At 35.3% G+C, this 23,468-nt stretch carries 19 protein-coding genes and 3 pseudogenes; 10 read left to right on the plus strand and 12 right to left on the minus strand.

Annotation, left to right across the window (positions count from 1 at the left end):
• Positions 1-50 precede the first annotated feature (50 nt).
• Together ACICP6_RS05690 and ACICP6_RS05695 are read left to right on the plus strand one after the other, a co-directional pair.
• Positions 51-893: an IS3 family transposase gene (locus tag ACICP6_RS05690; RefSeq protein WP_395463617.1), complete on the plus strand. Its 843-nt coding sequence runs from the start codon at positions 51-53 to the stop codon at positions 891-893.
• Positions 874-4,155, plus strand: a complete 3,282-nt coding sequence (locus ACICP6_RS05695) for an SNF2-related protein (protein ID WP_395462952.1) — start codon at positions 874-876, stop codon at positions 4,153-4,155. The genes ACICP6_RS05690 and ACICP6_RS05695 overlap by 20 nt, the downstream gene beginning before the upstream one ends.
• Here the strand turns inward: ACICP6_RS05695 and ACICP6_RS05700 are convergent.
• Positions 4,138-4,927 (minus strand): IS5 family transposase gene (locus ACICP6_RS05700; RefSeq protein WP_395462624.1). Its coding sequence is split into 2 segments (ribosomal slippage): positions 4,138-4,665 and positions 4,667-4,927, totalling 789 coding nucleotides; the frame shifts between segments, so codons are not numbered across the junction. The genes ACICP6_RS05695 and ACICP6_RS05700 overlap by 18 nt on opposite strands.
• Positions 4,928-4,996: 69 nt before the next feature.
• On the opposite strand from ACICP6_RS05700, the gene ACICP6_RS05705 reads away from it, so the two are divergent.
• Positions 4,997-5,302, plus strand: coding sequence for a helicase-related protein (locus ACICP6_RS05705; protein WP_395462953.1), 306 nt, complete (start codon positions 4,997-4,999; stop codon positions 5,300-5,302).
• A 728-nt stretch (positions 5,303-6,030) separates the two neighbouring features.
• Here ACICP6_RS05705 and ACICP6_RS05710 read toward each other — a convergent pair.
• The gene (locus ACICP6_RS05710) at positions 6,031-7,449 is read right to left on the minus strand and encodes a hypothetical protein (RefSeq protein ID WP_395462954.1); all 1,419 of its coding nucleotides are present in this window, start codon (positions 7,447-7,449) and stop codon (positions 6,031-6,033) included.
• Positions 7,450-7,594: 145 nt separating this feature from the next.
• Here ACICP6_RS05710 and ACICP6_RS05715 point away from each other — a divergent pair.
• Positions 7,595-8,421, plus strand: a protein-coding gene (locus ACICP6_RS05715) for an IS5 family transposase (RefSeq protein WP_395462622.1) whose coding sequence is annotated in 2 segments (ribosomal slippage) — positions 7,595-7,982 and positions 7,982-8,421 — 828 coding nt in all. Because the reading frame shifts where the segments join, the coding sequence is not laid out codon by codon here.
• A 397-nt stretch (positions 8,422-8,818) separates the two neighbouring features.
• Positions 8,819-9,814 (plus strand): annotated as a pseudogene (locus tag ACICP6_RS05720) (IS630 family transposase).
• Positions 9,815-9,951: 137 nt separating this feature from the next.
• Here the strand turns inward: ACICP6_RS05720 and ACICP6_RS05725 are convergent.
• The 8 genes and pseudogenes from ACICP6_RS05725 to ACICP6_RS05760 form a co-directional block, all read right to left on the minus strand.
• The gene (locus tag ACICP6_RS05725) at positions 9,952-10,137 is read right to left on the minus strand and encodes a hypothetical protein (protein WP_395462955.1); all 186 of its coding nucleotides are present in this window, start codon (positions 10,135-10,137) and stop codon (positions 9,952-9,954) included.
• A 205-nt stretch (positions 10,138-10,342) separates the two neighbouring features.
• Positions 10,343-11,731: pseudogene (gene terL, locus ACICP6_RS05730) on the minus strand (phage terminase large subunit).
• Between the two features lie 43 nt (positions 11,732-11,774).
• Positions 11,775-12,008 (minus strand): WPE palindromic element domain-containing protein, encoded by a 234-nt coding sequence (locus ACICP6_RS05735; RefSeq protein ID WP_395462653.1) that lies wholly within the window; start codon positions 12,006-12,008, stop codon positions 11,775-11,777.
• Between the two features lie 545 nt (positions 12,009-12,553).
• Positions 12,554-13,126: a glycerol-3-phosphate 1-O-acyltransferase PlsY gene (gene plsY, locus ACICP6_RS05740; protein ID WP_395462956.1), complete on the minus strand. Its 573-nt coding sequence runs from the start codon at positions 13,124-13,126 to the stop codon at positions 12,554-12,556.
• A gap of 12 nt (positions 13,127-13,138) precedes the next feature.
• Complete coding sequence (locus ACICP6_RS05745; RefSeq protein WP_395462957.1) at positions 13,139-14,605, minus strand: alanine/glycine:cation symporter family protein; 1,467 nt, start codon at positions 14,603-14,605, stop codon at positions 13,139-13,141.
• A gap of 2 nt (positions 14,606-14,607) precedes the next feature.
• Positions 14,608-15,951 (minus strand): alanine/glycine:cation symporter family protein, encoded by a 1,344-nt coding sequence (locus tag ACICP6_RS05750; RefSeq protein WP_395462958.1) that lies wholly within the window; start codon positions 15,949-15,951, stop codon positions 14,608-14,610.
• Between the two features lie 39 nt (positions 15,952-15,990).
• Positions 15,991-16,761, minus strand: a complete 771-nt coding sequence (locus ACICP6_RS05755; protein WP_395462959.1) for a CDP-alcohol phosphatidyltransferase family protein — start codon at positions 16,759-16,761, stop codon at positions 15,991-15,993.
• Complete coding sequence (locus ACICP6_RS05760; RefSeq protein ID WP_395462960.1) at positions 16,758-17,450, minus strand: phosphatidylserine decarboxylase; 693 nt, start codon at positions 17,448-17,450, stop codon at positions 16,758-16,760. Before ACICP6_RS05760 ends, ACICP6_RS05755 begins: the two co-directional genes overlap by 4 nt.
• A gap of 769 nt (positions 17,451-18,219) precedes the next feature.
• Here ACICP6_RS05760 and ACICP6_RS05765 point away from each other — a divergent pair.
• Positions 18,220-18,441, plus strand: coding sequence for a hypothetical protein (locus ACICP6_RS05765; RefSeq protein WP_395462961.1), 222 nt, complete (start codon positions 18,220-18,222; stop codon positions 18,439-18,441).
• 12 nt (positions 18,442-18,453) lie between these two features.
• Positions 18,454-18,579 (plus strand): annotated as a pseudogene (locus ACICP6_RS05770) (IS5/IS1182 family transposase); the annotation flags it as partial.
• Between the two features lie 36 nt (positions 18,580-18,615).
• Here ACICP6_RS05770 and rodA read toward each other — a convergent pair.
• Entirely contained in the window at positions 18,616-19,719 is a 1,104-nt protein-coding gene (gene rodA, locus ACICP6_RS05775; protein WP_395462962.1) for a rod shape-determining protein RodA, read from the minus strand.
• 52 nt (positions 19,720-19,771) lie between these two features.
• On the minus strand, positions 19,772-21,232 hold the full coding sequence (locus ACICP6_RS05780; protein WP_395462963.1) for a proton-conducting transporter membrane subunit: 1,461 nt from the start codon (positions 21,230-21,232) through the stop codon (positions 19,772-19,774).
• Positions 21,233-21,298: 66 nt separating this feature from the next.
• Here ACICP6_RS05780 and ACICP6_RS05785 point away from each other — a divergent pair, with 66 nt between their 5' ends.
• The 3 genes from ACICP6_RS05785 to dnaN all read left to right on the plus strand — a co-directional run bounded on the left by ACICP6_RS05785 (position 21,299) and on the right by dnaN (position 23,460).
• Entirely contained in the window at positions 21,299-21,613 is a 315-nt protein-coding gene (locus tag ACICP6_RS05785; protein ID WP_395462964.1) for an NADH-ubiquinone oxidoreductase subunit NDUFA12 family protein, read from the plus strand.
• A 2-nt stretch (positions 21,614-21,615) separates the two neighbouring features.
• Positions 21,616-22,071 carry an outer membrane lipid asymmetry maintenance protein MlaD gene (mlaD, locus tag ACICP6_RS05790; protein ID WP_395462965.1) on the plus strand — a complete coding sequence of 152 codons (456 nt, stop codon included), beginning with the start codon at positions 21,616-21,618 and terminating at the stop codon, positions 22,069-22,071.
• Positions 22,072-22,308: 237 nt separating this feature from the next.
• A complete protein-coding gene (dnaN, locus tag ACICP6_RS05795) occupies positions 22,309-23,460 on the plus strand; it encodes a DNA polymerase III subunit beta (protein ID WP_395462966.1) in 1,152 nt (383 codons plus the stop codon).
• Positions 23,461-23,468 lie beyond the last annotated feature (8 nt).

Raw genomic sequence — 23,468 nt, forward strand, 5'->3', positions numbered from 1 at the left:
AAAAAAGCCCTGGGATATTTTGCAAGTCACAAAGAGTAAAATATTTATTTATCAAAAAGCATGGAAACTACTATAAAGTACAGGAGTTATGCAGGATTTTGAAAGTATCTGCTAGCGGCTACTACAAATGGACTAGTAAGAAGAAAAGCAGCAAAGAATTAACAAGGGAGCAGCTTCTAGCAGACATTCAAAAAATATACCAAGCATCTAATTGTAGATATGGGGCACCTAAGATTCATGCTGAACTAAAGGCTTTAGGTAAAAATTGCAACATCAAAACAGTGCAGGATATCATGCAAAAAAATGGTATTCAAGCTAGACTGAGGCGAAGATTCAAAAGCAAAAAACAGCAGACTGACAATAGGGTTATAACTCCCAATATATTGGACCAAAACTTTACTACTAGTCAGCCAAATAAAGTATGGGTAACTGATATTACATACATAAAAACTAAGGATGGATGGCTATATTTGGCAGCAATAATTGATCTATATTCACGTATGGTAGTTGGCTGGTCAATGAGTAGTACAATAACTAAGCGATTAGTTATAGATGCTTTATTGATGGCTGTTGATAAGCGCAAACCAGCCAAAGATCTGCTATTTCATAGTGATCAAGGTTCACAATATACCTCTAAAAATTATCAGTTTTTGCTGAACACAAAAAACATCATTTCCAGCATGAGTCACACAGGCTGTTGTTATGACAACTCTGTTGTTGAAAGCTTTTTCAGCTCACTCAAACGGGAGCTTCTTATTGATACTTCGCAACACTCTGCTCAGCAAACTAGAACTGCTATATTTGAGTACATAGAAATTTTTTATAACAAACAGCGTAGACATTCTACTATTAATTATTGCATTCCTGAGAAATTTGATTCATCATTTTCATAATAAAAATGGCTTAACTTCCTCTCTACTTTTTCTGGGTAAGGTCAAAATTAATGATAATGTAATCGTAGCTAAAGTTTATGGTTCGGGTCAATCATATAGAGTTGAAGTTATACTAAGAGAATTCAATGCTTCAGAGAAACATGCCATTCATCAAATTATAAAAACTTCACCAGCTATATTATCTCGAGTAATAAACAGACGGTTACCGAGCAGCTTACTTGATAAACTCAATGATTCTGGCATTAAGTTGTTTCCCTCAAAATGGAAAGAAATAAAAACAATCAGCTTGTTTGATAAACTCAATAATTTTTACACTAAATTGTTTTCTTTAAAATGGAGAGAAGTAAGAACGATCAATTTGCTTGATAAGCTTGGTATGAAATTGTTTACTTCAGAGCGGAAAGAAATAAATGCAAGATGCAATTGTCCTGATTGGGCTGTACCTTGTAAGCATATTGCTGCTGTAATTTATCTTATTGCTAAAGAGATTGATAGAAATCCTTTATTGGCTTTTAATATTCGTAATTGTAAATTACTAGCGTTCATCGATGATTTTTGGGATGGAAAATTAGGAGATGTTCAAAAAATCTTAACGCTTGATGATGTATTTAAACCATGCGATCAAGCAACTTCCAATCAAGTAATTTTAGATAACATTGACTTATCAACTATTCCTGAACTTGCTAATTGTGTTTGCAGTATTTTGACGAATAATCCGCTTTTTTTTGAGAAAAACTTTCGCCATACCTTGCAAACAGCTTATAAGCATTGGCAAAGATATCCCACAGGAAATCAGTCTTTTACAGAAGAACTGTTTATTGAGAAATGGGTGCACATCGAACATTGGCAAACATTTCGACTATTTATTGATGATCGTTATCAGCTGATTCAGGTAAACAATGGTATAAGTAAGTTATTTGCAACCGATAAAAATTTACCAAAAAATGTAGCACAATTTTTAAATGACATTCCTAATTCGTTACTTCATAAGCTTAATCCTGAACTGCGCTTTATGCATATGATTTCACAGTTTGCACGTACACTCATGAAAAAGTCAGCACTAATACCGCAAGTACTACAGAATAAAAGAGAAGAAATTATAATTAGGTGGATTCCGGCGTTGTTTAATGAGTCAGTTAAGGAAATTCATAGCAAGATGTCATCTATTTGTCCGCCTCTATTGATTAAATATCAAGAAATCGCTATGGAACCAGAGGAACAAGTAAATGTTGCTATCTCTCTCATTCTTTTAGGATATATAACAGACAATTTTCCTGTATCACTTGATGAATATAAATATGTGAACATCTTTAGACTGTTTTTCACTGGCAAGTATCAAAAGTTTCATGGACTAATCGACAAAGAAAAATCGCAAATAATTAATGTCTGGTTGTCACACCTTTACTTAGCAGGTAAACCATACAAATTTCATTTAATTATACGGGATCATTACGACAGATTTGAACTTGACGTACAGATATCTCTGGACGGTACAGAATCACCGATGAAATTAGATAAGGCACTTCCCAATCAAAATAAAGAATTAAGACTGAGTATTTTATCTGACCTTGCATTTTTGCTTGAGCATATACCAGAATTAGAAAAATCAATCAACAGTAATCGTACATTATTTCTATACTTAGATCATTTCTCATCAGTGTTTACAGACACTTTGCCGATATTAAGAACGATTGGCATTGTAGCTGTTTTACCAGAGTCCTTGCAAAAAGTCTTCAAACCGCAATTAAGTCTTAACTTGTCTACTAAAGATGAAATAAAAGAAGATGATGATGATAATCACGAAATCTTCATGATGTTTGAGGACATATTAAAGTTTGATTGGAGAGTAGCAATAGATGATAAGAAGTTTAGTGTTTCAGAGTTTAAGAGGCTACTAAAAAACTCTCGTAAACTCGTGCGTATTATGGATCAGTATGTACTTCTAGATAACAAACAAGTAGAAGGTTTACTAAAGAAACTTGATAAGCTACCTAATTCTCTCAATCGAGCAGAACTCATGCAAGCTGTTTTAACAGGTGAGTTGGATGAAACTAAAGTAGCATTTGATCAGCAGCTTACAAACTTATTTAATAAACTTAATACTTACACACCTGTTACTACACCAAATAATCTAATAGCACAACTGCGCCCATATCAAGAACGCGGATTTAGCTGGCTTGTACAGAACATAGAAAGTGGGTTTGGTAGCATAATTGCTGATGATATGGGTCTTGGTAAGACTATACAAGTTATTGCAGCCATTTTATATTGTAAAAATACAGGACTTTTAAATCGGGATAGGGTTTTGATAGTAGCTCCAACGAGCATATTAAGTGATTGGCAACGAGAAATGGAACGTTTTGCACCAGAGTTAAAGCTTTTCGTCTATCACGGACAAAATCGAGAATTAGCAAGTGATTATGATGTGGCTCTAACATCTTATGGTATTGCACGTAGCGATAAGAGAGAACTTGACAAAGTCGGATGGTTTTTGCTCGTAATTGATGAAGCACAAAATATTAAGAACCGTGACGCTGACCAAACCAGAGCAATTAAAGCTATAAAAGCAAAATGTAGAATAGCTATGAGTGGTACACCTGTTGAGAATAGACTGCTAGAATATTGGAGTATTTTTGATTTTACCAATAGATCTTACCTAGGTAGTGCTACCCAGTTTAAGACCAACTTTGCAATACCAATTGAGAAAGAGAGAGATAAATCTTGCCTAGAAAGGTTCATGAAAATAACTAGCCCTTTTATGTTACGTAGACTTAAGAGCGATAAAAGCATTATTCAGGATTTACCAGATAAAATTGAGAATAATTGTTATTGTTTTCTCACTCCAGAGCAAACGGCTCTTTACCAAGAAGTTGTTGATGCGAATATGGGAAAAATAGAAAAAAGCGAAGGAATTGAACGTAAGGGACATATCTTTAAACTTATTAATGCTTTAAAACAAATTTGTAACCATCCATCACAGTTTGGCAAGAAAGAGAGTGCGAGTATTGAACAATCCGGTAAAATGCAGATGCTAGAGGAAATATTGACTGGAATTAGTGATCTTGCAGAAAAATCATTAATATTTACTCAATATACTGAAATGGGTGAGATTATATCTAAGTTACTTGAAGAAAGATTTAAATCAGCAGTGCCATTTTTACATGGAGGACTTTCTCGAAAAGCACGTGATACAATAGTTAATGATTTTCAAAACTCATTCCAATCCAATATTCTTAGAACCTGTTTAAAATCTTCGCAATAAGAGAGAAACGAAGGAAAGAACGACCATTTGTAGGCTAGTATTGAGTTTTCGCTCACAGTTTTTCCACAATCGCCTGCATTTTTCCAACCAAGCAAAAGACCGCTCAACAACCCATCTTTTTGGCAATACAGCAAAGGTATGTAATTCGCTTCGTTTTATTACCTCAACAGCTGCACCAATAGTTACTTTTATTTGTGTTGCAAAATTTTCTCCTGTATAGCCAGCATCAACGAGTATATTTTTGACTTCAGAGAGGTTTTCTTTAGCATTTCCCACCATTTTTACAGCACTGCTACGATCAGTTGCTTCTGCCGTTGTTATATGAATTGCATGTGGCAAGCCCTGTGTATCAACTGCGATATGACGCTTTATACCTGAAATCTTTTTACCTGCATCATAACCCTTTCTTTCAGCAGTATCTGCGTTTTTAACGCTTTGAGCATCAATTATGCAGAAACTGGTTTTCTCTTTCCGACCATTGTTGATACGGACCTCTCCAACTAATTTTTTTTAAGACTAATTCCAACAAACTTGGTTCTTCTCCATCCTTTTTATTCCACATTTGAAAATAATAATATATGCTCTCCCACCTTGGAAAATCTTTTGGCAACATCCTCCACTGGCAACCACTTTTTAGGACGTATAATACTGTACAAAATACATCATATAAATCAAGTTTTCTTGGTTTTGTTTTCCTCCTGCTACTCTCCAGAATTGGTTTGATTTTTTCAAATTGCTCTCGACTTATATCACTTGGATAACTTTTTCGCATAGATATACCTCATTCTTAATCTACCCCTATTTTACCTTATCCTTTCGAGATTTTAAACAGGTTCTTATAGTGTCTTTAAAAGCTGGAGGAACAGGGCTTAATTTAACAGCAGCAAACCATGTAATACATTACGATTTATGGTGGAATCCAGCAGTGGAAGCACAAGCAACAGATCGGGCCTATCGTATCGGGCAAGAACGTAATGTCATGGTATACAGACTGCTTTCAACAGGTACTTTTGAAGAGCGTATTGATGAGATGATTCAAAGTAAGAAGGAATTAGCAAACCTTACTATAAGTAGTGGTGAGAGTTGGATTACAGAATTTAACAATGATCAATTAAGAGATTTAGTTAATATAAAAAATGCTGTATAAAACGCTAACTTGTAAGTTAAAAATGTGATATAAAAATAATATCAATAGACTTCTTGCACAACTACCTGTCATTCCAGTAGCTCAAAACGGGGCTAAAAATCACTTGACAAACTCCGCCAGTCCTCTTATCATGGAAGTGAAGCTATTGTATTTGCTTTCGCCAATCTGCAGATTAAAAGGTAAGGATTACTTAAGGTATCGGCGTCTTATGTTCAATTTTTTGCAGTACATAGGTACTGTATGTCTTTACAAAACTTCATCTACATCTAGGTTTATACCTAAATAAGCTGAACGCGCTTACAAAGCGTTACAAGACATCAAAAAATGCCAATACTCGACAGAGATAGTAAAGGACTAGCTAACTCGGGTTTTCTTTGTCTTTTTTTCTGCTTGGTAAACTTCTTAAACACTTGCAGCGTAGGTTAGTAGCGATTAAAAGCGGCTGAATCTCGCTTGTCAGGCGTTTAAAACATAAAAAACGCCAGTACTTTAAAGCGGACAATAACCCCAGGGTTCCTTTTGCCTTTTTTTTAGGTTAGTAAGTTTCTTAAATACTTTCTTAAATTTTATAGCTAAACAACAACCATCAGAATGATGGTTGTTAGCGCCGCGGCGGTATGACATTGCCGGTAAACCCAAGTACTTTGCGCAGCTACACGGACAATAGGCTACACAACGCAAGGCACAAGCTGGCATAGAACCTCCTGTATTTTGCTGCCACAGTACCACTAAACAGCAGGAGACTCTGTACGAACGCCAAAAAATGCTTTTACTTTTCCCAAAAAAGTAGATGGCTCTGTAGGAGCAGGAATCTCTATATCATCTATCACAGTACTTATTGCTTCTTTTATATCATCGTTTGTAATTAATTCTTTTAATTTATGTTTTATAGGGCCTCTTCCAACATCTTGGCCATACCTATTGTAATAATCCACATATAATTCATTAAAGACAGATTGTTTTGCTTCTTCTATCAGTTTACTGATGTTGCTTTTTATTTGAGGATCCATATCACCATCAGAATAAAAATTATCAAAATTGTCCTTTAAAATTGTAATTTTTTTATTGTTACAGCTTCTAAGGAATTTTTCTGTAATGCTTGGCATTCTCTCGTACACTTGAGCGTTTACCTCAACTGTAAAGTTATTTTTAGCTTCAAGACAACTAAGTGAATAAATAATACGATTAAACATTCCAAGATGACATGCATCATTTCCTTCTTTTAAACGCATCAGTAACATGCACTTTAGAAAATCTGTATCTAACTTTTGATCCTTAGCTGCAGTCAAAACTAAATTTGCAGCTTGTGTGAGAGTAAGGCTAGTTTTTGATTCTCTATAAGCTGCTCCATTGGAACCATTAAAGTTAAGATAAAGTTTTAATTGCTCTTTTTGTTGAGTTGTAAACTCATCTGAATTATTTATGTAGTCTTCAAACTCTTTATTGAGTACATTTGGTTGAGCTTCAAATTTCTGTTTTAACTCTTGAGCGCATTGGAGAATACTGTGTTCAAAACTACTCGTGTGAACGCTCTGACTACTAGTGCCCACATCACTTACATTAAACAAAAAGCTAAATTGCTTAACATTTAAACCCAAAGGTGAGAAGAGCTTTACTAATGGATATTTTATTAACTCAAGGAGTGCTACTGGGACTAGCAGTGCATAATTTAACAATAATAAACCAGTATTAAGTACAAGAAACCCACGTAGAGCTGAGACCTTTGATGCAAGGTACAAAAATGGAAGCTGTAGACAATATATCAAGTGTATATTGAAGAACAAGATTTTGTCCTTTAATTTTATTGTTGGATCCTTATAAACCTCAAACAACATGTTATTACTATCAACGTTGTCGTTTTTAAAGGAATTATAGTTATTTACGATTTTTTCCTGCAAAGGAAAGAGCATTTTATCTAGGCAAATAAATGCGGTAATAACGATAAAGCTTGTAGCCAAAAATGCTAGTGCAGGGCTAGAAGTGCTTATAGATAAATAGGTATAAAGACCACCAATTAAGTTCTTATAAGAACGAACTAGAGTCGGGTTAAGGATATAGTTAACAAGAAGATTTAAGTAGTAGTAAGTAATAAGTAAAAATGAAATAAAACCACAAATAACTAGAAACGTTTTTAATCTCTGATTCATAAGCCTCTTATAATGATCTATGAATGTACTCTATATTCAGACATAAATTGAAAAAAATGCAAGTTTTTATGTTAAAAGATTCATTAGACTTCTTTCAAAATTGGCAAACAAGGGAAAAGAAGTATAAAATCAGATATTTTAAGGTATGAGATATAAAGAAATAGAAAAGTTGGAAGGAAAGAAATTTAGGCGCTTAACAGGGGAAAAAAAGGGAACATTTAAGCGAATGGTGGAAATTTTGGATGAGGAGGATAAAAGAAAAAAAGCTAGAAGTGGAAGAAAAAGCAAACTTTGCGTAGAAGATAGGTTGCTTATGGCATTAGAATATATGAGGGAATATCGAACGTATTTCCACATTGGTCAAAGTTATGGCATGAGTGAAAGTAACTGTTTCAAAATAATAAGATGGGTAGAAGACACGCTAATAAAACATCCAGATTTTTCATTACCGGGAAAAAAAGAGCTATTAAAGGGTAATGTAGAATATGAAGTTTTGGTAATAGATGGAACTGAAACACCAGTAGAGAGGCCAAAAAAAAGCAAAAATGCTTCTACTCTGGAAAGAAAAAAAGGCATACTATAAAAACGCAAGTAGTAGCAGAGAAGAAGAGTAAAAAAGTAATATGTACATCTTTCTCGAAAGGTAGGAAACACGATTTTCGGATATTTAGGGAATCAAAGGTAGCAATATTGCCGGAAACTAAAATCTTAGCTGATGCCGGCTACAGAGGAATGCAAAAAATACATAAAAATGTTGTATTACCTCACAGGAAAACGAAAAAGAATCCGTTAAGCAAAGAACAAAAAAAAGAGAACAGAACACTTATGAGCCAAAGGGCAATTGTTGAAAACGTAATTGGCTTATTAAAAAGGTTTAAAATCATTTCCGATAGATATAGAAACCGACGAAAACGTTTTGGTTTAAGATTTAATTTGATTGCTGCTATCCACAATTTTGAGCTCCTTACGTGAATTTTGAAAGAAGTCTTTTCTTTATGCCTAGAAGGACCAGGTCCCGTGATACCTTCTGCACTCCCCGAGCCGTCTATTCTTCGCTTTTTACGTTGTGGCTCATGTTCAGAGGATGGTCCTGGCACATCTACAAATCTTCGGTTCAAGCTTTGATAAAATTCATTCACTTCTTGTTCTTGTATTATGCTAGAAGGAACAAGATTTTCCCACATCCAATTAAGCGTTCCCCTGTCATTGGAATTTGCTATGGCTTCAAGACATTTTTTCCATTCCTCAATGGAAATTTGCTGAATGAAATGCGAGTTACTTACTAATACCAATTCCCATTACACGGCGAACAGATGGACAATGATGGAAGAAAAGCCATAATGGAGTAAGTAAAATAGTTGAGGTATAAATGGCATTAAGATCAAAATTATTGGATGAAAAAGTAGTAGAACCAGCAAAAGAAATGCTGAAGAAAGTAAGGAACAACGCATATGTTTCAAAAAAACTAAATGCTGTAATTGCGGCAAAAAAGCATAGTATAACGGCTGTAGCAAAAATATATTGCATTTCAAGAAGCGCACTAACTTCGTGGATAAAACTCTTAAAATTTGGCAGAGAAGAAAAACTGTTTGCTCCTCCACAACGCCGTAAAAAAACTAAATTAAATTAGGCTCAACTACAGCAAGTTGAAGCATGGATAGAAGAAAATCCTAATATTACCATTAAAGAAATGAGAATAAGAATCCAGGAAAAGTTCGGATTAAATATCAGCAAATCTACAGTACACCGCCATATGCAAAAGATGAAATTTTCATATATTACACCAAGACCAGTACACAACGTACAAGATAAAAGTAAACAAGAGGAATTCAAAAAAAAATCTCAATGAAGTTATTGGCAAGTATCCAGAAAAAGAGCTATTTTTCTTTGATGAATCAAGGTTTGGCACACATTCGAAAGTTGGGCATGGATGGTTTAAAAAAGGCACTAGGACTCGGGTTAAAATAAAATTAGGTAGGCATAATTTTTATCTCTACAGTGCAGTTAATCCTAAAAATGGAGAGAGTTTTAGCTTATTTGCACCAAATGTTAACACTGATTGCATGAATGTATTTCTTGAGCAAATGTCGCAATATCTAGGGACAAGAGAAGCTGTTCTTGTTATGGACTGTGCTAGTTGGAAAAAATCTAAAGGTAGCTAAAAATATTGAGATTATATACCTACCTCCATATTCACCTGACTGTTGAGAGGCTTTGGTTATACATAAAACAGAACATTTTGCGCAATAAAATATACGATACAATTGCTCTGCTTGAGGGTGCTTTGTGCAAATTTATTACTTCTCTTACCAGCTCCACAATTAAACAACTCTGCAATGTCTCCTATTTGACTGACCAACAATGAGAATTGGTATTAGTAAGCATATTAAAGAAGATATTGGTTTTTAAAGTAAGAGGAATAATCTTTGCTCATGCGTCTAAAATTGGAGAGCCAAGCAAAAGTTCGTTCAACGTTTAGGAATAACCTGGAATCCTGTAACATCAACCACTTTTTTTGGTCCTGTCTCCAATAAACAGCGGTTTTGCTTTGTATCCTTGATCAGCAAAAAACCTCTGTAACCTTGGAGCTTTTTCTTTAGCTCGAATAAAAAGGTCTAGAGCACCATCACTATCTTGAATGCTTGCACTGTGTACTTCAGCAGTAATTACAAGACCTACAGTATCCACAGTGATATGGCGCTTTCTACCCTTTATTTTCTTGCCAGCTCTGGATCCCCTTTTTGAGTCGTTTTCACCGATTAATTATTCCTACTGACGGTGTTTCATTTTTGCCAACTATTTTTCTTACCTCTTTTACTATAGCTAAAGTGACTTAGGTTTACCGACAACCGTTACTCGTTAGCGCCGCGGCGGTGTTAGCTATAGGCCAAGATCACAATGTTCGTATAGCTGCAACCCTTGAGATACTGTTTCTCATCCACTGCAGGTATTGCACGGTGCTGTCGACTTGATCATCGTGGCGAATTTCTGGGAACATCAAAATCTCATGCTCAAAATCATTGAGCCATATTGCTTGGTGCGGCAAAACAACCCTACCAGACTCTATAATTGGAGCAATCTGATGAAATCGAGTGAGCTTACCATCATGTGGCACTATTTCAATAATGGGTAGATGACTGTTTGCCTTCAGCTCTTGTGCTAATTGCTGACCACTTGTTTTGGCTTCGATCAAAATTGCGTGTGGTGCCCATCTTGCAGCTAGTGACAGAACTTGTTCTTTAAGTTTCGGGTACTCAAGTTTTGCACGGTATACATCAAGTAAATAGAATTTATTATCTATTTTTGCCCAGGTAGTGCAGACGCTAAAGTTGCTCATGTCGCTTGTTGAAACCGCAGTATCCCAACTTTGTGTTGCACATGAGAGATTATCAGGAAAATTTCTATAGCGCTTCAGCCACTCTCGTTTCACTTGAAAGCGGCAGAGGGTTTTGTTGATATTGCGCAGCAAAAGCATAATTTCCAAGTTCAACCTTCATCATCTCAACTTCTTCTTTTCCTCCATCTAGGTGATATAGCAACTGACCTTCTTTTCTTAAGTATAGTATTTTTGCAGGTAATGCTGTTTTATTGCTGGTGTACTCATTTATAGTTGACCGAGCTATTCGGGTGACAGGAACAGGAGGCGCTGGCTTTTTGATTGAATAAGTAATCTCTTTATTTTCAGCTATTATTGGTAAACAAATATGATGCCATATATTTTTTGGTTTGGAGAGAAGATGCTCAGTTAAATCTTCCTGATGCAGCCTGTGCATCACAAGAACGATGACTCCTTTTTTTCTATCATTGAGCCTGGTTACTAGAGTCTGGTCAAACCAGTTTGTAGCACGCTTTCTACTCAAAGCTTGAGCGGGACGATGATCACCTTCGCCTGTCTCCAACTGATGTTGCAATTCTGTATCCTCTCTGCACTGTTTGAAATTTATATTTGGTATTCTGATCTTTGGATCTCTGGAAATAGCCCTCTGTACCAACTAGACTGCATTATACACCTTGTATCGAGCGAGTGCTTTTCACTGAGCAGCCGATTGCAACTATTATTCTTGCAGTTGGCCAGTATCCACGCGGGCCACGCAACACTAGCGCACAGGGATTTCATTGAGCGCGGAGGCATATTGAATATTATTCGCCTCACTTCACCGGCACTTGCCGCTTCTAGCCTGTCTGCTATGACTTTTATATACTGATAATTGTTATACTTATACCCCGGTATCACCGTTTGAAAGCATAGTTCGATGAATTCTAAAAAGTTGATTTTGTTCATGATTTAAGTGAATGTGGTTAAAGCGTATACTTTTGAAGGTAATTCACACAACAAATGGTATCATGCTGAGACTGTACGAACATTGTGATTTGAGTCCACGATAGGGCAGTGCCCAGACACTGCCCTTCGTTGTCATTCCAGCGCGTGACGCTGGAATCCAGTTTTCATTGTTCAGCCACTTGGTGTACTCATTTAAAGTTAAGTTTTCTGGATCCAAGACTGGGATGATATCTCTTTTGCTAATCTTAAGAAATTTACTAAATAGAAAAAAAGGCAAAAGAAGCCCTAGTCACTGTCTATTTTCTGTATTGGCGTTTTTTAAGTCTTAAACGCTGCAATTTAGCGACTTTTAAACTGCAACAGACCCTTAGCTTAAATGCTAAGAAATTTACTAAGCAGAAAAAAGGCAAAAGAAATCCCGTGTTAGATAGTGCTTACTCTCTAATCCTGCAAATTGGCATACTATACTGTCTTAAACGCTTTATAAGCGTGTTTCAGCTTGAAAACCTAGAAATGTTGTGAAGACATACGGTGCACATAGTGCAAAAAATTAAAAATAAGACGCCAACTACGTTATACTCCTTCGTTTAATCTGCACAGATGAAGATAACTGAATACCTTCAGTACCATAATAATAGGACTGGCGGAGTTTGTCAAGAAATTTCTTCCAACGCGCTGCCAAAAGTTTGTTATGTGGTTATGTAAGAGGTCTATTACTTACCTCATATTTCATCAATCCCATATTATACCTTTATCATTTATTTTAGAAAATACTATAGCTTAAATGTTGATAGTATAGAAATAACAGAGCCAGTACATAAATTATAAAAACTTATGTTCCTTACCTTGCAAAAGATTCTGAATATTTTTGTAGTGCTTTAAAAAAATTAATACTGTCACAATTAATAGTTCAAAAAATAAGTCCTTTTGAAAAAAGAAAGATGCTAATACAGCTGCTGTGGTAGAAGTCAAAGAAGCAAGGGAAGAATATCTAAAGACCAGTAATATTATTATCCAGACAGATATGAACACTAATGATATAGGCATGTTAAACGCTACTAGCACTCCCAAAGTTGTTGCAACTCCCTTTCCTCCACTAAATTTTAGCCATACAGGAAACATATGTCCTAAAACTGCTAAAATTGCAGATATGTATATACAAAGATTGTCATCGAAAAATTGTTGTGCTATATAAACTGCAATAAACCCTTTAAAGGAATCCAATAACAAGGCCAGAGCAGCAAGACGTTTATTCCCTGTTCTTGCAACGTTTGTAGCACCAATATTTCCTGAACCTATTTCTCTTAAGTTTATCCCTTTTATTCTTGTAATGATTAAGCTAAACGGTATTGAACCTAATATGTAGGATAATATAAGAACTACATATCTCTCCATTATAGCAAAAACCTAGCTAATTTTATTATTTCTCAGCCTATTTAGGTAACACTGAACTTCATCATTAATCTGATTGCTAAACAGTATAAGCGCTGTCATGTTGATGAGAGCTAAACAAGAGAATAAAGTTCCACCGATATTGGCAATAGCCATTATATCTTTAGAAAGACCAGAGAAAAACGCCACAATTATTACCGCTATGCGGTATATCACTATACTTTTTGCACCAAACAAATATAACCATCCCATTTCACAACAATATACAAATGAAATTACCGAAGAAAATGCAAACAAAGGTGCAGCTATGGTTAAAAGTATAGGAAACCAGGAAGAAACTGTTTCAAATGCTTTTTGAGTGATTAATATTCCCTCACCAACACCGGTTTGGTATGCACCTGTTATTACTATTGTTATTCCTGTTAAACAACAAATTAACATTGTATCAAAGCATGGTTCTATCATAGCAACTAGTCCAGTTCTTACTGGTTCTTCATCTTTAGTTGCTGCATGAGTAATTGAAGCAGAACCAACACCTGCTTCGCTGGCAAAGATCGCCCTTTGAATCCCAGCAACAAATGCTCCTACCACTCCTCCACCAACAGCATTGAAATCTATCATACTGGAAAATATTATTTTAAATGCATTGCCAAAGTTGTGAATATTAAACGCAATGATCACAACACAACTAAAAATATATATGAGTGACATAACAGGTACTAATGCGGAAGATACTATAGCTATCCTTCTAATTCCGCCAATAATTACCAGAGCCAGCAATGCAGAAATTATGGAAGAAAGAAACCAAGGATGACTATCCACCCAATTTGAATAGCCAGATAATATTGAAATCATTTGGTTGGTTTGAAACGCTACACTTCCACCAAGACCTGATAACACAAAAAACACTGCATATATTGCAGCTAACACAATACCAAGTTTTTTAAATCCAAATTCCTCCAGCCCATTCCTTATATATTGAAAGGGACCACTAAACAACTGCTCTTGACCTTCTGTTCTGTGTCTAAATGCTAAAGTCACTTCAGCAAATTTTGCTGACATACCAAAAAAGCCTGTAATCATCATCCAAGGCACCGCTCCTGGTCCTCCCATTGAAATTGCAATTGCAACACCAGCAACAGTTCCAAGACCTACCGTACTTGAAAGCGCAGTTGCAAATGCCTGAAAATGCGTAATGTGACCATCGTGATGGTCTGTGTCATATTTTCCACATAAAATAGCGAACGCATGCTTAAACATCCTTATGTTGAGAAATTTAAAACGCAATGTTAGGAATACATAACCAAAAGCTAGCAGGAGGATTATAAATGGCACATAAAAGACCTTGAAAAACAATACTTCATTCATGAAGTTATTTATTCCATTTAACACAGCATCATAACTTTCGTGAAAACCTGAAGCAGCGTACACATCATTAAACAATAGGCAAAATAACACCATACAAAGCAATCTATAAATCATGTTTAATATCCTTTAGAATTGTAATAAGAATCTATTGTATTCAAGACTTCTCTTCTCAGTAGATATATTGCAACAGCATTTGGAATCATAAGGCACATAAACAAACTGTCGCCTAGATAAGATATAAATTCTATATTCTTTGACATACAACTAATATACACTGAAATCACTATAAAAATTTGGAACAATATCAGTACTTTTTTGTTACCAAATAAGTACAACAGGGCAACTTCACAGTAGTAACAATAAGCTATTATTGTGGAAAATGCAAAGGAAAACATTATTAGCGGAAGAACTAACTTGCTGAACAAAGGCAAAGCTGTTGAAAATGCCGAGCTAACCAATGTAATATCACCCACGTTGTTAGTGTTATACATACCAGTGATAATGATTACAACACCAGTCAAAAATGAGACTAATATTGTGTCTATAAGTGGTGCGATCATTGCAACGCTTCCAACTTTAATTGGGTCTTCCTCTTTCACAGCTGAATGTGCTATAGCTGCTGTTCCGGTACCTGCTTCGTTAGCAAACACTGATCTTCTCACTCCTGCTATTAATCCGCTCAATACTCCACCTCCTATAGCTGATCTGTTAAAGATATCTTGGAATATTATAGATAAAGCATTCAACAAATTACTTCCGTTTATACAGATCAAATATATACACATGCCTATATATAGCATTATCATAATCGGCGCTAAGGCTGTTGTCACAAAAGCAATACGTTTTATCCCTCCAAGTATTACAATTAAGACAAGTAGAGATATAATAATAGATATATTATATTCAAATAGGTTATTTGATAGTGCTGCTATCTGATTCGCTTGAAATGGTATGCCGCCAAAGATCATTGCAATAATCAGCATAATCGCATAAGTGAATGCAAGGAATCTGCCAGTTTTTGCAAATCCAATCTTTGCAAGCCCGTACTTCATGTAATAAAAAGCCCCGCCAGTTGTATTTTCAGAGCGATAAGTAAATGCAAGCACCACTTCGGCAAACTTTATCGACATACCAAGTATTCCGGTAACTATCATCCAAAAAATTGCACTTGGTCCACCTATTGTTACAGCAATTGCAACCCCTGATATTGTTCCAAGACCAACTGTTCCTGAAACTACTGTTGCAAACGCTTGGATATGAGTAATTATACCGTTGTTGTTATGATTACATTTTAGGTTGAATAGTGTTTGTATTCCATATTTGAATAATCTAAAGTTAGCAAATTTAAACTGAGCCGTACAAAAAATCCCAGTTGCAACTACCCAAATAATTATGAATGGAATGTGGAATATTTTTATGTATAGCAATGAGTTTAATAGTTCACTTATCTTCAAAATCATGTTGCCTTCTATGTTTCACTACAATTTTGTTTTACCTAGCTAACGAGTTTTATATGAAAAATATATATAAAATCCGATGCTTAGTGGAATAGTAAATATGTACACTACACCTAAAATTGGTAGTGTTATCCAGGGTTTGCTTATAAAAAATATGATCAATATTCCAAAAAACGACACAAATATATAGGATAGGCTTTTGGGAATATAAATATATTTTGCAGAGAAAGTTGGAATGTGACTTATTGAAAAAAATGAAATAATCAGAAAGTAACAAGCCGTATTCCTTATGTTAAAAAATTGCTCTATAAGGAGTAGATATTCACTTTCATGAGATTGAAAAGTAATAATTATTGGCAACAAAGAAAGTAAAGCACATACTGGAGCTGGAACACCAGAAAAGAAAATTTTTTCCCAGCATAATTGTTCTGAGTGTAGCGAAACATTAAATCTTGCAAGTCTTATCGAGATGCAGATTACATATATCATTATCAATATCCATCCTATGACTTTAATTTCTTTTAGCTTCCAAAAATATAAAAGAAATGCAGGCGCTGCACCAAAATTTAGAAAATCTGCAAAAGAATCAAGCTGGGCTCCAAAATCGCTAGTTGATTTTAGAATTCTAGCTATTCTGCCATCCATTCCATCTATAATTGCTGCAATGACGATAAAAATTACTGCAAACTCCCACTGTTCATTAAATGTAAATTTAAGTGAAGTAAGACCAGAGCATAAACCCAATAAAGTTATAAAATTCGGGAACAATTTAGCAACAGGCAGAAATCTACTGTTACTGCCGTTGTTGTTCATATAATATCAAAAGTAAGCTTCTCTTGAACATTTTCCTTATTCAAGTTTGCTATAATTGTTTCACCACCAACAACAGTTTGCCCTTCTGAGACTCTTATTTCTATATCAGCAGGAACATAAATATTCACTCTACTGCCAAATCTTATAATTCCAAACCTTTCACCTGCTTTTATATTCTGAGATACTCTTAAATTACAAACGATACGACGTGCAATTAACCCAGCTATTTGCTCTACAATAATCTCTTTCTCTTTTTCATACTCGATCACAACAACCTGCTTTTCATTTTCATTGCTAGACCTATTGCTCATTGCAGATACAAACTTGCCTTTTTTATAGTGCATTTCTTTTACTGTACCAGATATTGGTGCACGATTCACATGCACGTCCAAAACACTCAAGAATATACTAACAAGTGTGAACTTCTTCTCTCCTTCGTTTTCTGCTGATAAAGGGTAATTAACTTCTTCAATTTTTGAAATCACACCATCGGCAGGACTTAGTATAAGATCCTTATTGTCCGGCACAACCCTTGCTGGATCACGAAAGAAATAAGTGCACAATAATGTGGGAAATAAGCATGTAACACCAAACCCCCAAGATATAGAGAATGCTACACACGTTACTATAAAAGAAATTACTATAAACGAATAACCTTCCCTGTTTATATTAGGCAAACTAAAACACATAATCTTATTAATAACAACCTATTATTAACAACTTATCATCTATCACTTCTCATGAAAAGCTTTTTTTAACTGCTTCAATAGACCTCTTGCATAACAAACTTTTGGCAGCACGTTGGAAAAACTTACTTGACAAACTCCGCCATTCATCTTATCATGGAAGTGAAGCTATTGTATTTGCTTTCGCCAATCTGCAGATTAAAAGGTAAGGATTACTTAAGGTATCGGCGTCTTATGTTCAATTTTTTGCAGTACATAGGTACTGTATGTCTTTACAAAACTTCATCTACATCTAGGTTTATACCTAAATAAGCTGAACGCGCTTACAAAGCGTTACAAGACATCAAAAAATGCCAATACTCGACAGAGATAGTAAAGGACTAGCTAGCTCGGGTTTTCTTTGTCTTTTTTTCTGCTTGGTAAACTTCTTAAACACTTGCAGCGCAGGTTAGTTGCGATTAAAAGTAGCTGAATCTCGCTTGTCAGGCGTTTAAAACATAAAAAACGCCAGTACTTTAAAGCGGACAATAATCACAGGGCTCCTTTTGCCTTTTTTCCCACTTAGTAAATTTCTTAAATATTTTCTTAAATTTTATAGCTAAACGACAACCGCTGCTTGTTAGCGGGATCTAGAGATACCATGACGGTATGACCCGCTACGCGTTAGCGCCGCGGCGGTATGACGTATCTTGCTTGGTTAGCTATAGATCCCAGTGTCACGCACTGGGATGACAAAAAAAGAGCACTGGGATGACAATGAAGGGCTACTTGGATGACACCTATAGCCCTGTCATTCCAGCGCGTGACGCTGGAATCTAGAAAAAAAGAAGCTGGATCCCAGTGCTCCGACACTGGGATGACAGGAGAAGTAGGCACTGGGATGACAGGAGAAGGAGGCGCTGGGATGACAGGAGAAGTAGGCACTGGGATGACGAGAGATGGGCACTGGGAGACACCCGTCATTCCGCTACATGTTAGCGCCGCGGCGGTATGACGTAGCTTAGCTATAGAGCGCTCTTTCACTTGGTTAGAAAAGTGCAGACAATTGTGGAAAAATTACGAGCGAAAACTCAATACTAGCCTACAAATGGTCGTTCTAGCTTTCACTACTTTACTCCTTAAAAGATTATGAACAGGTTCTTAGATAACTCCCTAACAATCAGCCTCTCTATTGATGAAATCGAGAGCTTAGTTTTAAGTCTTTTGCAGATGCTACAGAACTGAGTAATAACCCTATACATATTAAGCTTGCAGCAGTTGTGCTTCCTCCATAGGATAAAAATGGTAATGGATCGCCTATTACAGGTAATAGGCCTATTGTCATTCCAATGTTTATGAAGAAATGAGCGCCAAAAAAAGCAAAGATTCCGATAGATACTAACTTAGAAAAATAATTTTTTGATCTATAAGCAATAGAGAATATTATAGCAAGTAATGTAGTATAGAGTAAGATTAAAGCCATGCTACCTAAAAATCCCCATTCCTCGCCAAGCACCGCAAAAGCAAAGTCTGTGTGCTTCTCTGGCAAAAATCCAAATTGGATTTGGCTTCCATTAATGAAGCCCTTACCAAGCAATCCCCCTGAGCCAATAGCTATCTGAGATTGCTGCGCATTGTAACCTATACCAAGTGGATCCACTGATGAATCCAAAAACGACAATATCCTTTGCTTGTGATAAGGGCGTAAAAAAGGCCAAATAGCCGGTACTGCACCGATGCCAAGCGTTCCACAAATTACTAAATGAGCTCTTTTTATTATTGCTGTGAATATGATTGATGTCCCTATAAATAACATTATCACAGCCGTACCTAAATTAGGTTGCTTTAATACTAAGAACACGGGTAAGAAAATAATTATAAGTGCCTTAAGCAATCTTTGAAATTCCATCATTTTACACACACTTTGCTTATCAAAATAACGAGAAAGTGCAAGTATTAAGCCCACTTTTGCAAATTCTGATGGTTGCAAACTAATTGATCCGATTCTTATCCACCTTGTTGCACCCATTGTGTGCGAGCCGAAAAAATTTACTACTAGTAGCGAAATCACTGCTGCTATATAAAAAAAATAAGCGTGCTTCAAATAAAAATCTAGCTCTATGAATAACATCACTATAGCCAATAGAAAGAAGAAAGAGAATATAACTAGTTGATGAATTGCAAATGGCACCCACTTTCCTCCAGCAGAAGAGTATTGAACAACTATGCCAACGCAAAACAGAGCTATCATGTTAATTATTAATAACCAATGAATCTTCTTCAGCCTATCCACAAAAAAACCTTATAACCTTAAAGCATAGTAAAATATGAAATAAAGATAAAAATCAAAAAATCAACTTTTCAACTACTAATCGAATTGGAGTGCTATATACACCTCCTATTATCGTTAAAGTTGCCATGAATAATAAGCAGAGAAGCATAGGTAAGGGCGCAGCACGTGATGCTGGCTGAATCTCAGTCTCAGCTACACTGCTACCAAAATACATTTTCTCTACCACCTTCCACATGTATATCAATGCAAAGAAAGAGCCAACAGCAAATGTCATAAGGGAAACCCATGCATGAGATTCGATAATTGCTTTCATTATATACCACTTACTTACGAAACCATTCGTTAGCGGCACGCCAATTAATGCTAGACTTAGCAAGGTAAATGCAAGTGCTGTATAAGGCATTGATTTCTTGAGTCTTGATAAACTCTCTATTTTTGTTGTATCAAATTTGTAAGAAACACATCCTGCAGCCATGAATAAAGATGTTTTTATACTGCTGTGATTTATTATGTGAAGAATTGCTGCAAACAAACCTACTTTTGAGTTTAAACTCAGTGCCAAAATTATATAACCAATTTGGCTAACGCTAGAATTAGCAAGCAGTCTTTTTATATCTTTTGCGGTTATTGCAGATATTGACCCAAACACAATAGCGCAAAGTGCAAGAATAATTATCACGTTGTTTAGCGGCGGTTTGAATAAGAAAAAATTTTGCTGGAAGATAGTATAAAAGACTCTGATAAAAACATATATCATCACTTTGGTCACTGTACCTGAAAAGAATACGCTAATGAAACTTGGTGCTTCACTATACGCATTAACTAGCCATCTGCTTAATGGAAATAATGCCATTTTGATTGAGAGACCAACAAAAATGAACAATGTGCCAAGTTTTATGATGTTATTATCGTATAATGGCACTATTCTTTCAGCCATATCGGACATATTGAGTGTTCCTGTCATGGAATACAAAAGCCCGATGCCAAATAAATAAAATGTTGCACCTATTGTTCCACTAATTAGATATTCAAATGCTGCAACCAGAGCCTTTTTATCCCTTCCCATTGAAACTAGCACATAAGAAGAAAGAGATGAAATTTCCAAAAAAACATAAAGATTGAATATGTCGTTTGTTACTAAAATCCCAAGTAGTCCGCTTAAGCACAATAGAAATAAAGAGTAAAAACCAGTGATTTTGTTTTTACTAATCTCTTTTTCATTGATATAAAAGCTATAAAGCACACTTATCAGCGCTATGAAATTCACCAAAGTTAGAATCAAGGAGTTTAACACGTCAATTCTTAACTCTATTCCGTACGGAGGAGCCCAATTTCCAAGGTGATAAGTTATAATTTCACCGTTACATGTTTTAATGAGTAGTATCGATGAAATGATAAGAGTTACTGTTGTTGCGGTAAAAGAAATAAACCAGGATATCTTGTGTTTCCTAGTAAGAAAACAAAATATCGATGCAATTATTGGTATAATAACTTGTAAAATTGGTAATTGCATTAAATTGTTGTTAACAGATTGTTAAAGTATTAGTATATATAATACTTTTTGTTTTAATACCCCTATATGTTATCTAAAATTTGTAATGCAATGAAACGCCTATTACGAAGAGAAGGTAAATTTGTAGGAAGAGATGAAAATGGAAATTCTTACTATGAATCAAGTAAAGGGAAAAGGAGGGTCATGTATAGAAGTATCTCTGAGCCTACAACAGTGCCTCCAGAGTGGCATATATGGCTTCACTATACTGATAATGCAGTGCCAGTTAATAATAAAAAAAGAAAAGTAAAACATATTCCCAATTTAACAGGTACAAAGAATGCATACTATCCAAACCAAAAAGTGAAAAATTACTATAAAAGCTGGGATCCTAATAACTAAAGATGCGAAGATCAAACATACTTGAAATAACTGCCGGATTATTTGTATTAGTTTTTACTATGTTTCTGGTTTTCTTTGCCATTGATAAGTTATCTCACATAAAAAAAAGCTATAAGGATTGCTATAAAATATATGGCTTTTTTACTAACGCTAACGGCGTAGGAGTTGGTGACAGCGTCAAGATTTCTGGCGTAGATATTGGAAGCATAACTGGTATATCACTTGATAAAGCTACCTATGTAGCACGAATTGACATGTGCGTAAGTAAAGACATAAAATTGCCAATTGATAGCTCAGCCCTAATAACTAGCAGTGGAGTTGTTGGTAGCAAATTTGTTAACATATCACCTGGATCAGGTACTAAACTAATCTTGAATGGTGGTAAAATAGAGTATACCCAATCTGAAGCAAATATGGGCGGAATAATGGACAAAATTCTTGGTATGTTTTCAAAATAGGCCCTTTGCCTCCGATGTCATCCAAGTAGCTTGATACCATTTGCTATGTAAATTGTATCATACTACAATGTTCATACAGTTGTGCATAAGATGATAGAAACAGTATTTGTTAGCTATAGATCCTGCTAACAAAGCAGCAGAATGACAAGTTTCTGTTTACCAAGTAAGTCTTACAAATAGCACTTTACTTTACGTAGAATGTGGATATCATTTAAAATATATTTATGAGAATTGGTAATGTCAGAGGTTGCGGGTGTAGAAATCAAGGAGCAAAATTCTGTATGTGAACAAATGCGTTTTAGTGTGAGCCGTGCAAGTCTTTTAAATACGTTATCCAGAGTAAGTGGAGTGGTTGAAAGACGTAACGCGATAGATATTTTGGCGTGTATAAATATCAAAGCACAACATGGCAGCATAAAATTAAAGGCCACTGATCTTGATATTTCAATATTTGCCTCACTTGCTGCAAATGTATCAATGGAAGGAGAAGTAAAAATCTCAGCACATACTTTACACGACATAGTGAAGAAGTTGCCGGCTGATTTGGATGTTAGTTTTGAAGTGAACAATCAAGGAAAGTTATTGATATCTTGTGGAAATTCAAACTTTTCTTTACCGAATATAGTTTCAAACAACTTTCCTGTTCTTGAAGAAGGCGATCATAAATACGATTTTACTCTATTGAGTACAGACTTGATAGACTTATTAACTAAAACGAAGTTTGCTGTATCACTAGATGATACGAGGTATAATTTAAATGGAATATATCTTCATACAGATGAGCAGTTTCTGTATTGTGTTGCAACAGATGGTCACCGTTTATCATGTATAAAGAGGCCTAAACCCGGAAATATCAGTGGCGAGTTTGGTGTGATCATTCCACGCAAAACTGTCATGGAACTGTTAAAAATATTGGGTGATTGTAATGAAATTAATATAAAACTTTCAGATAGAAAAATCAAATTTACATGCGGTGAGTACATTCTAATATCAAAATTAATAGATGGAACTTTTCCAGATTACAAAGCCGTTATTCCAGCATCTCAAGATAAACAAATGACTATTGAAAGCGGTAAGCTTGCTAGCGTTATAGATCGAGTTTCTGTTGTTGTATCTGATAAAATAAAATCCATTAAATTTTCATTACAAGAAAAATTATTAACTCTACATTCAAACTCTCAAGAGTGCAGTGATGCAACTGAATCCATAGAGGTGGATTATAATGAAATTCCTGTGGAAATAGGATTTAATTCACGTTATTTGCTTGATGCTTTGTCCTGCATAAAAAACAAATGTAAGTTCAGCTTAGCCGATGGTAATAGTGCTACAATTATCACTGATGAAGATGATCCAGACGCATTATATATAGTGATGCCAATGAGAACTTAAGCTATCAA

This window comes from Wolbachia endosymbiont of Cantharis cryptica, from assembly GCF_964277405.1.
In the GTDB taxonomy this organism is placed as follows: Bacteria; Pseudomonadota; Alphaproteobacteria; order Rickettsiales; family Anaplasmataceae; genus Wolbachia.

Excerpts from the sequence above, each read along its gene's own strand:
- ACICP6_RS05710 (WP_395462954.1), bottom strand. The coding sequence starts at position 7,449 with ATGAATCAGAGATTAAAAACGTTTCTAGTTATTTGTGGTTTTATTTCA.
- plsY (WP_395462956.1), bottom strand. The coding sequence starts at position 13,126 with ATGGAGAGATATGTAGTTCTTATATTATCCTACATATTAGGTTCAATA.
- ACICP6_RS05745 (WP_395462957.1), bottom strand. The coding sequence starts at position 14,605 with ATGATTTATAGATTGCTTTGTATGGTGTTATTTTGCCTATTGTTTAAT.
- ACICP6_RS05750 (WP_395462958.1), bottom strand. The coding sequence starts at position 15,951 with ATGATTTTGAAGATAAGTGAACTATTAAACTCATTGCTATACATAAAA.
- ACICP6_RS05755 (WP_395462959.1), bottom strand. The coding sequence starts at position 16,761 with ATGAACAACAACGGCAGTAACAGTAGATTTCTGCCTGTTGCTAAATTG.
- ACICP6_RS05760 (WP_395462960.1), bottom strand. The coding sequence starts at position 17,450 with ATGTGTTTTAGTTTGCCTAATATAAACAGGGAAGGTTATTCGTTTATA.
- ACICP6_RS05765 (WP_395462961.1), top strand. The coding sequence starts at position 18,220 with ATGACACCTATAGCCCTGTCATTCCAGCGCGTGACGCTGGAATCTAGA.
- ACICP6_RS05780 (WP_395462963.1), bottom strand. The coding sequence starts at position 21,232 with ATGCAATTACCAATTTTACAAGTTATTATACCAATAATTGCATCGATA.
- ACICP6_RS05785 (WP_395462964.1), top strand. The coding sequence starts at position 21,299 with ATGTTATCTAAAATTTGTAATGCAATGAAACGCCTATTACGAAGAGAA.
- mlaD (WP_395462965.1), top strand. The coding sequence starts at position 21,616 with ATGCGAAGATCAAACATACTTGAAATAACTGCCGGATTATTTGTATTA.
- dnaN (WP_395462966.1), top strand. The coding sequence starts at position 22,309 with ATGTCAGAGGTTGCGGGTGTAGAAATCAAGGAGCAAAATTCTGTATGT.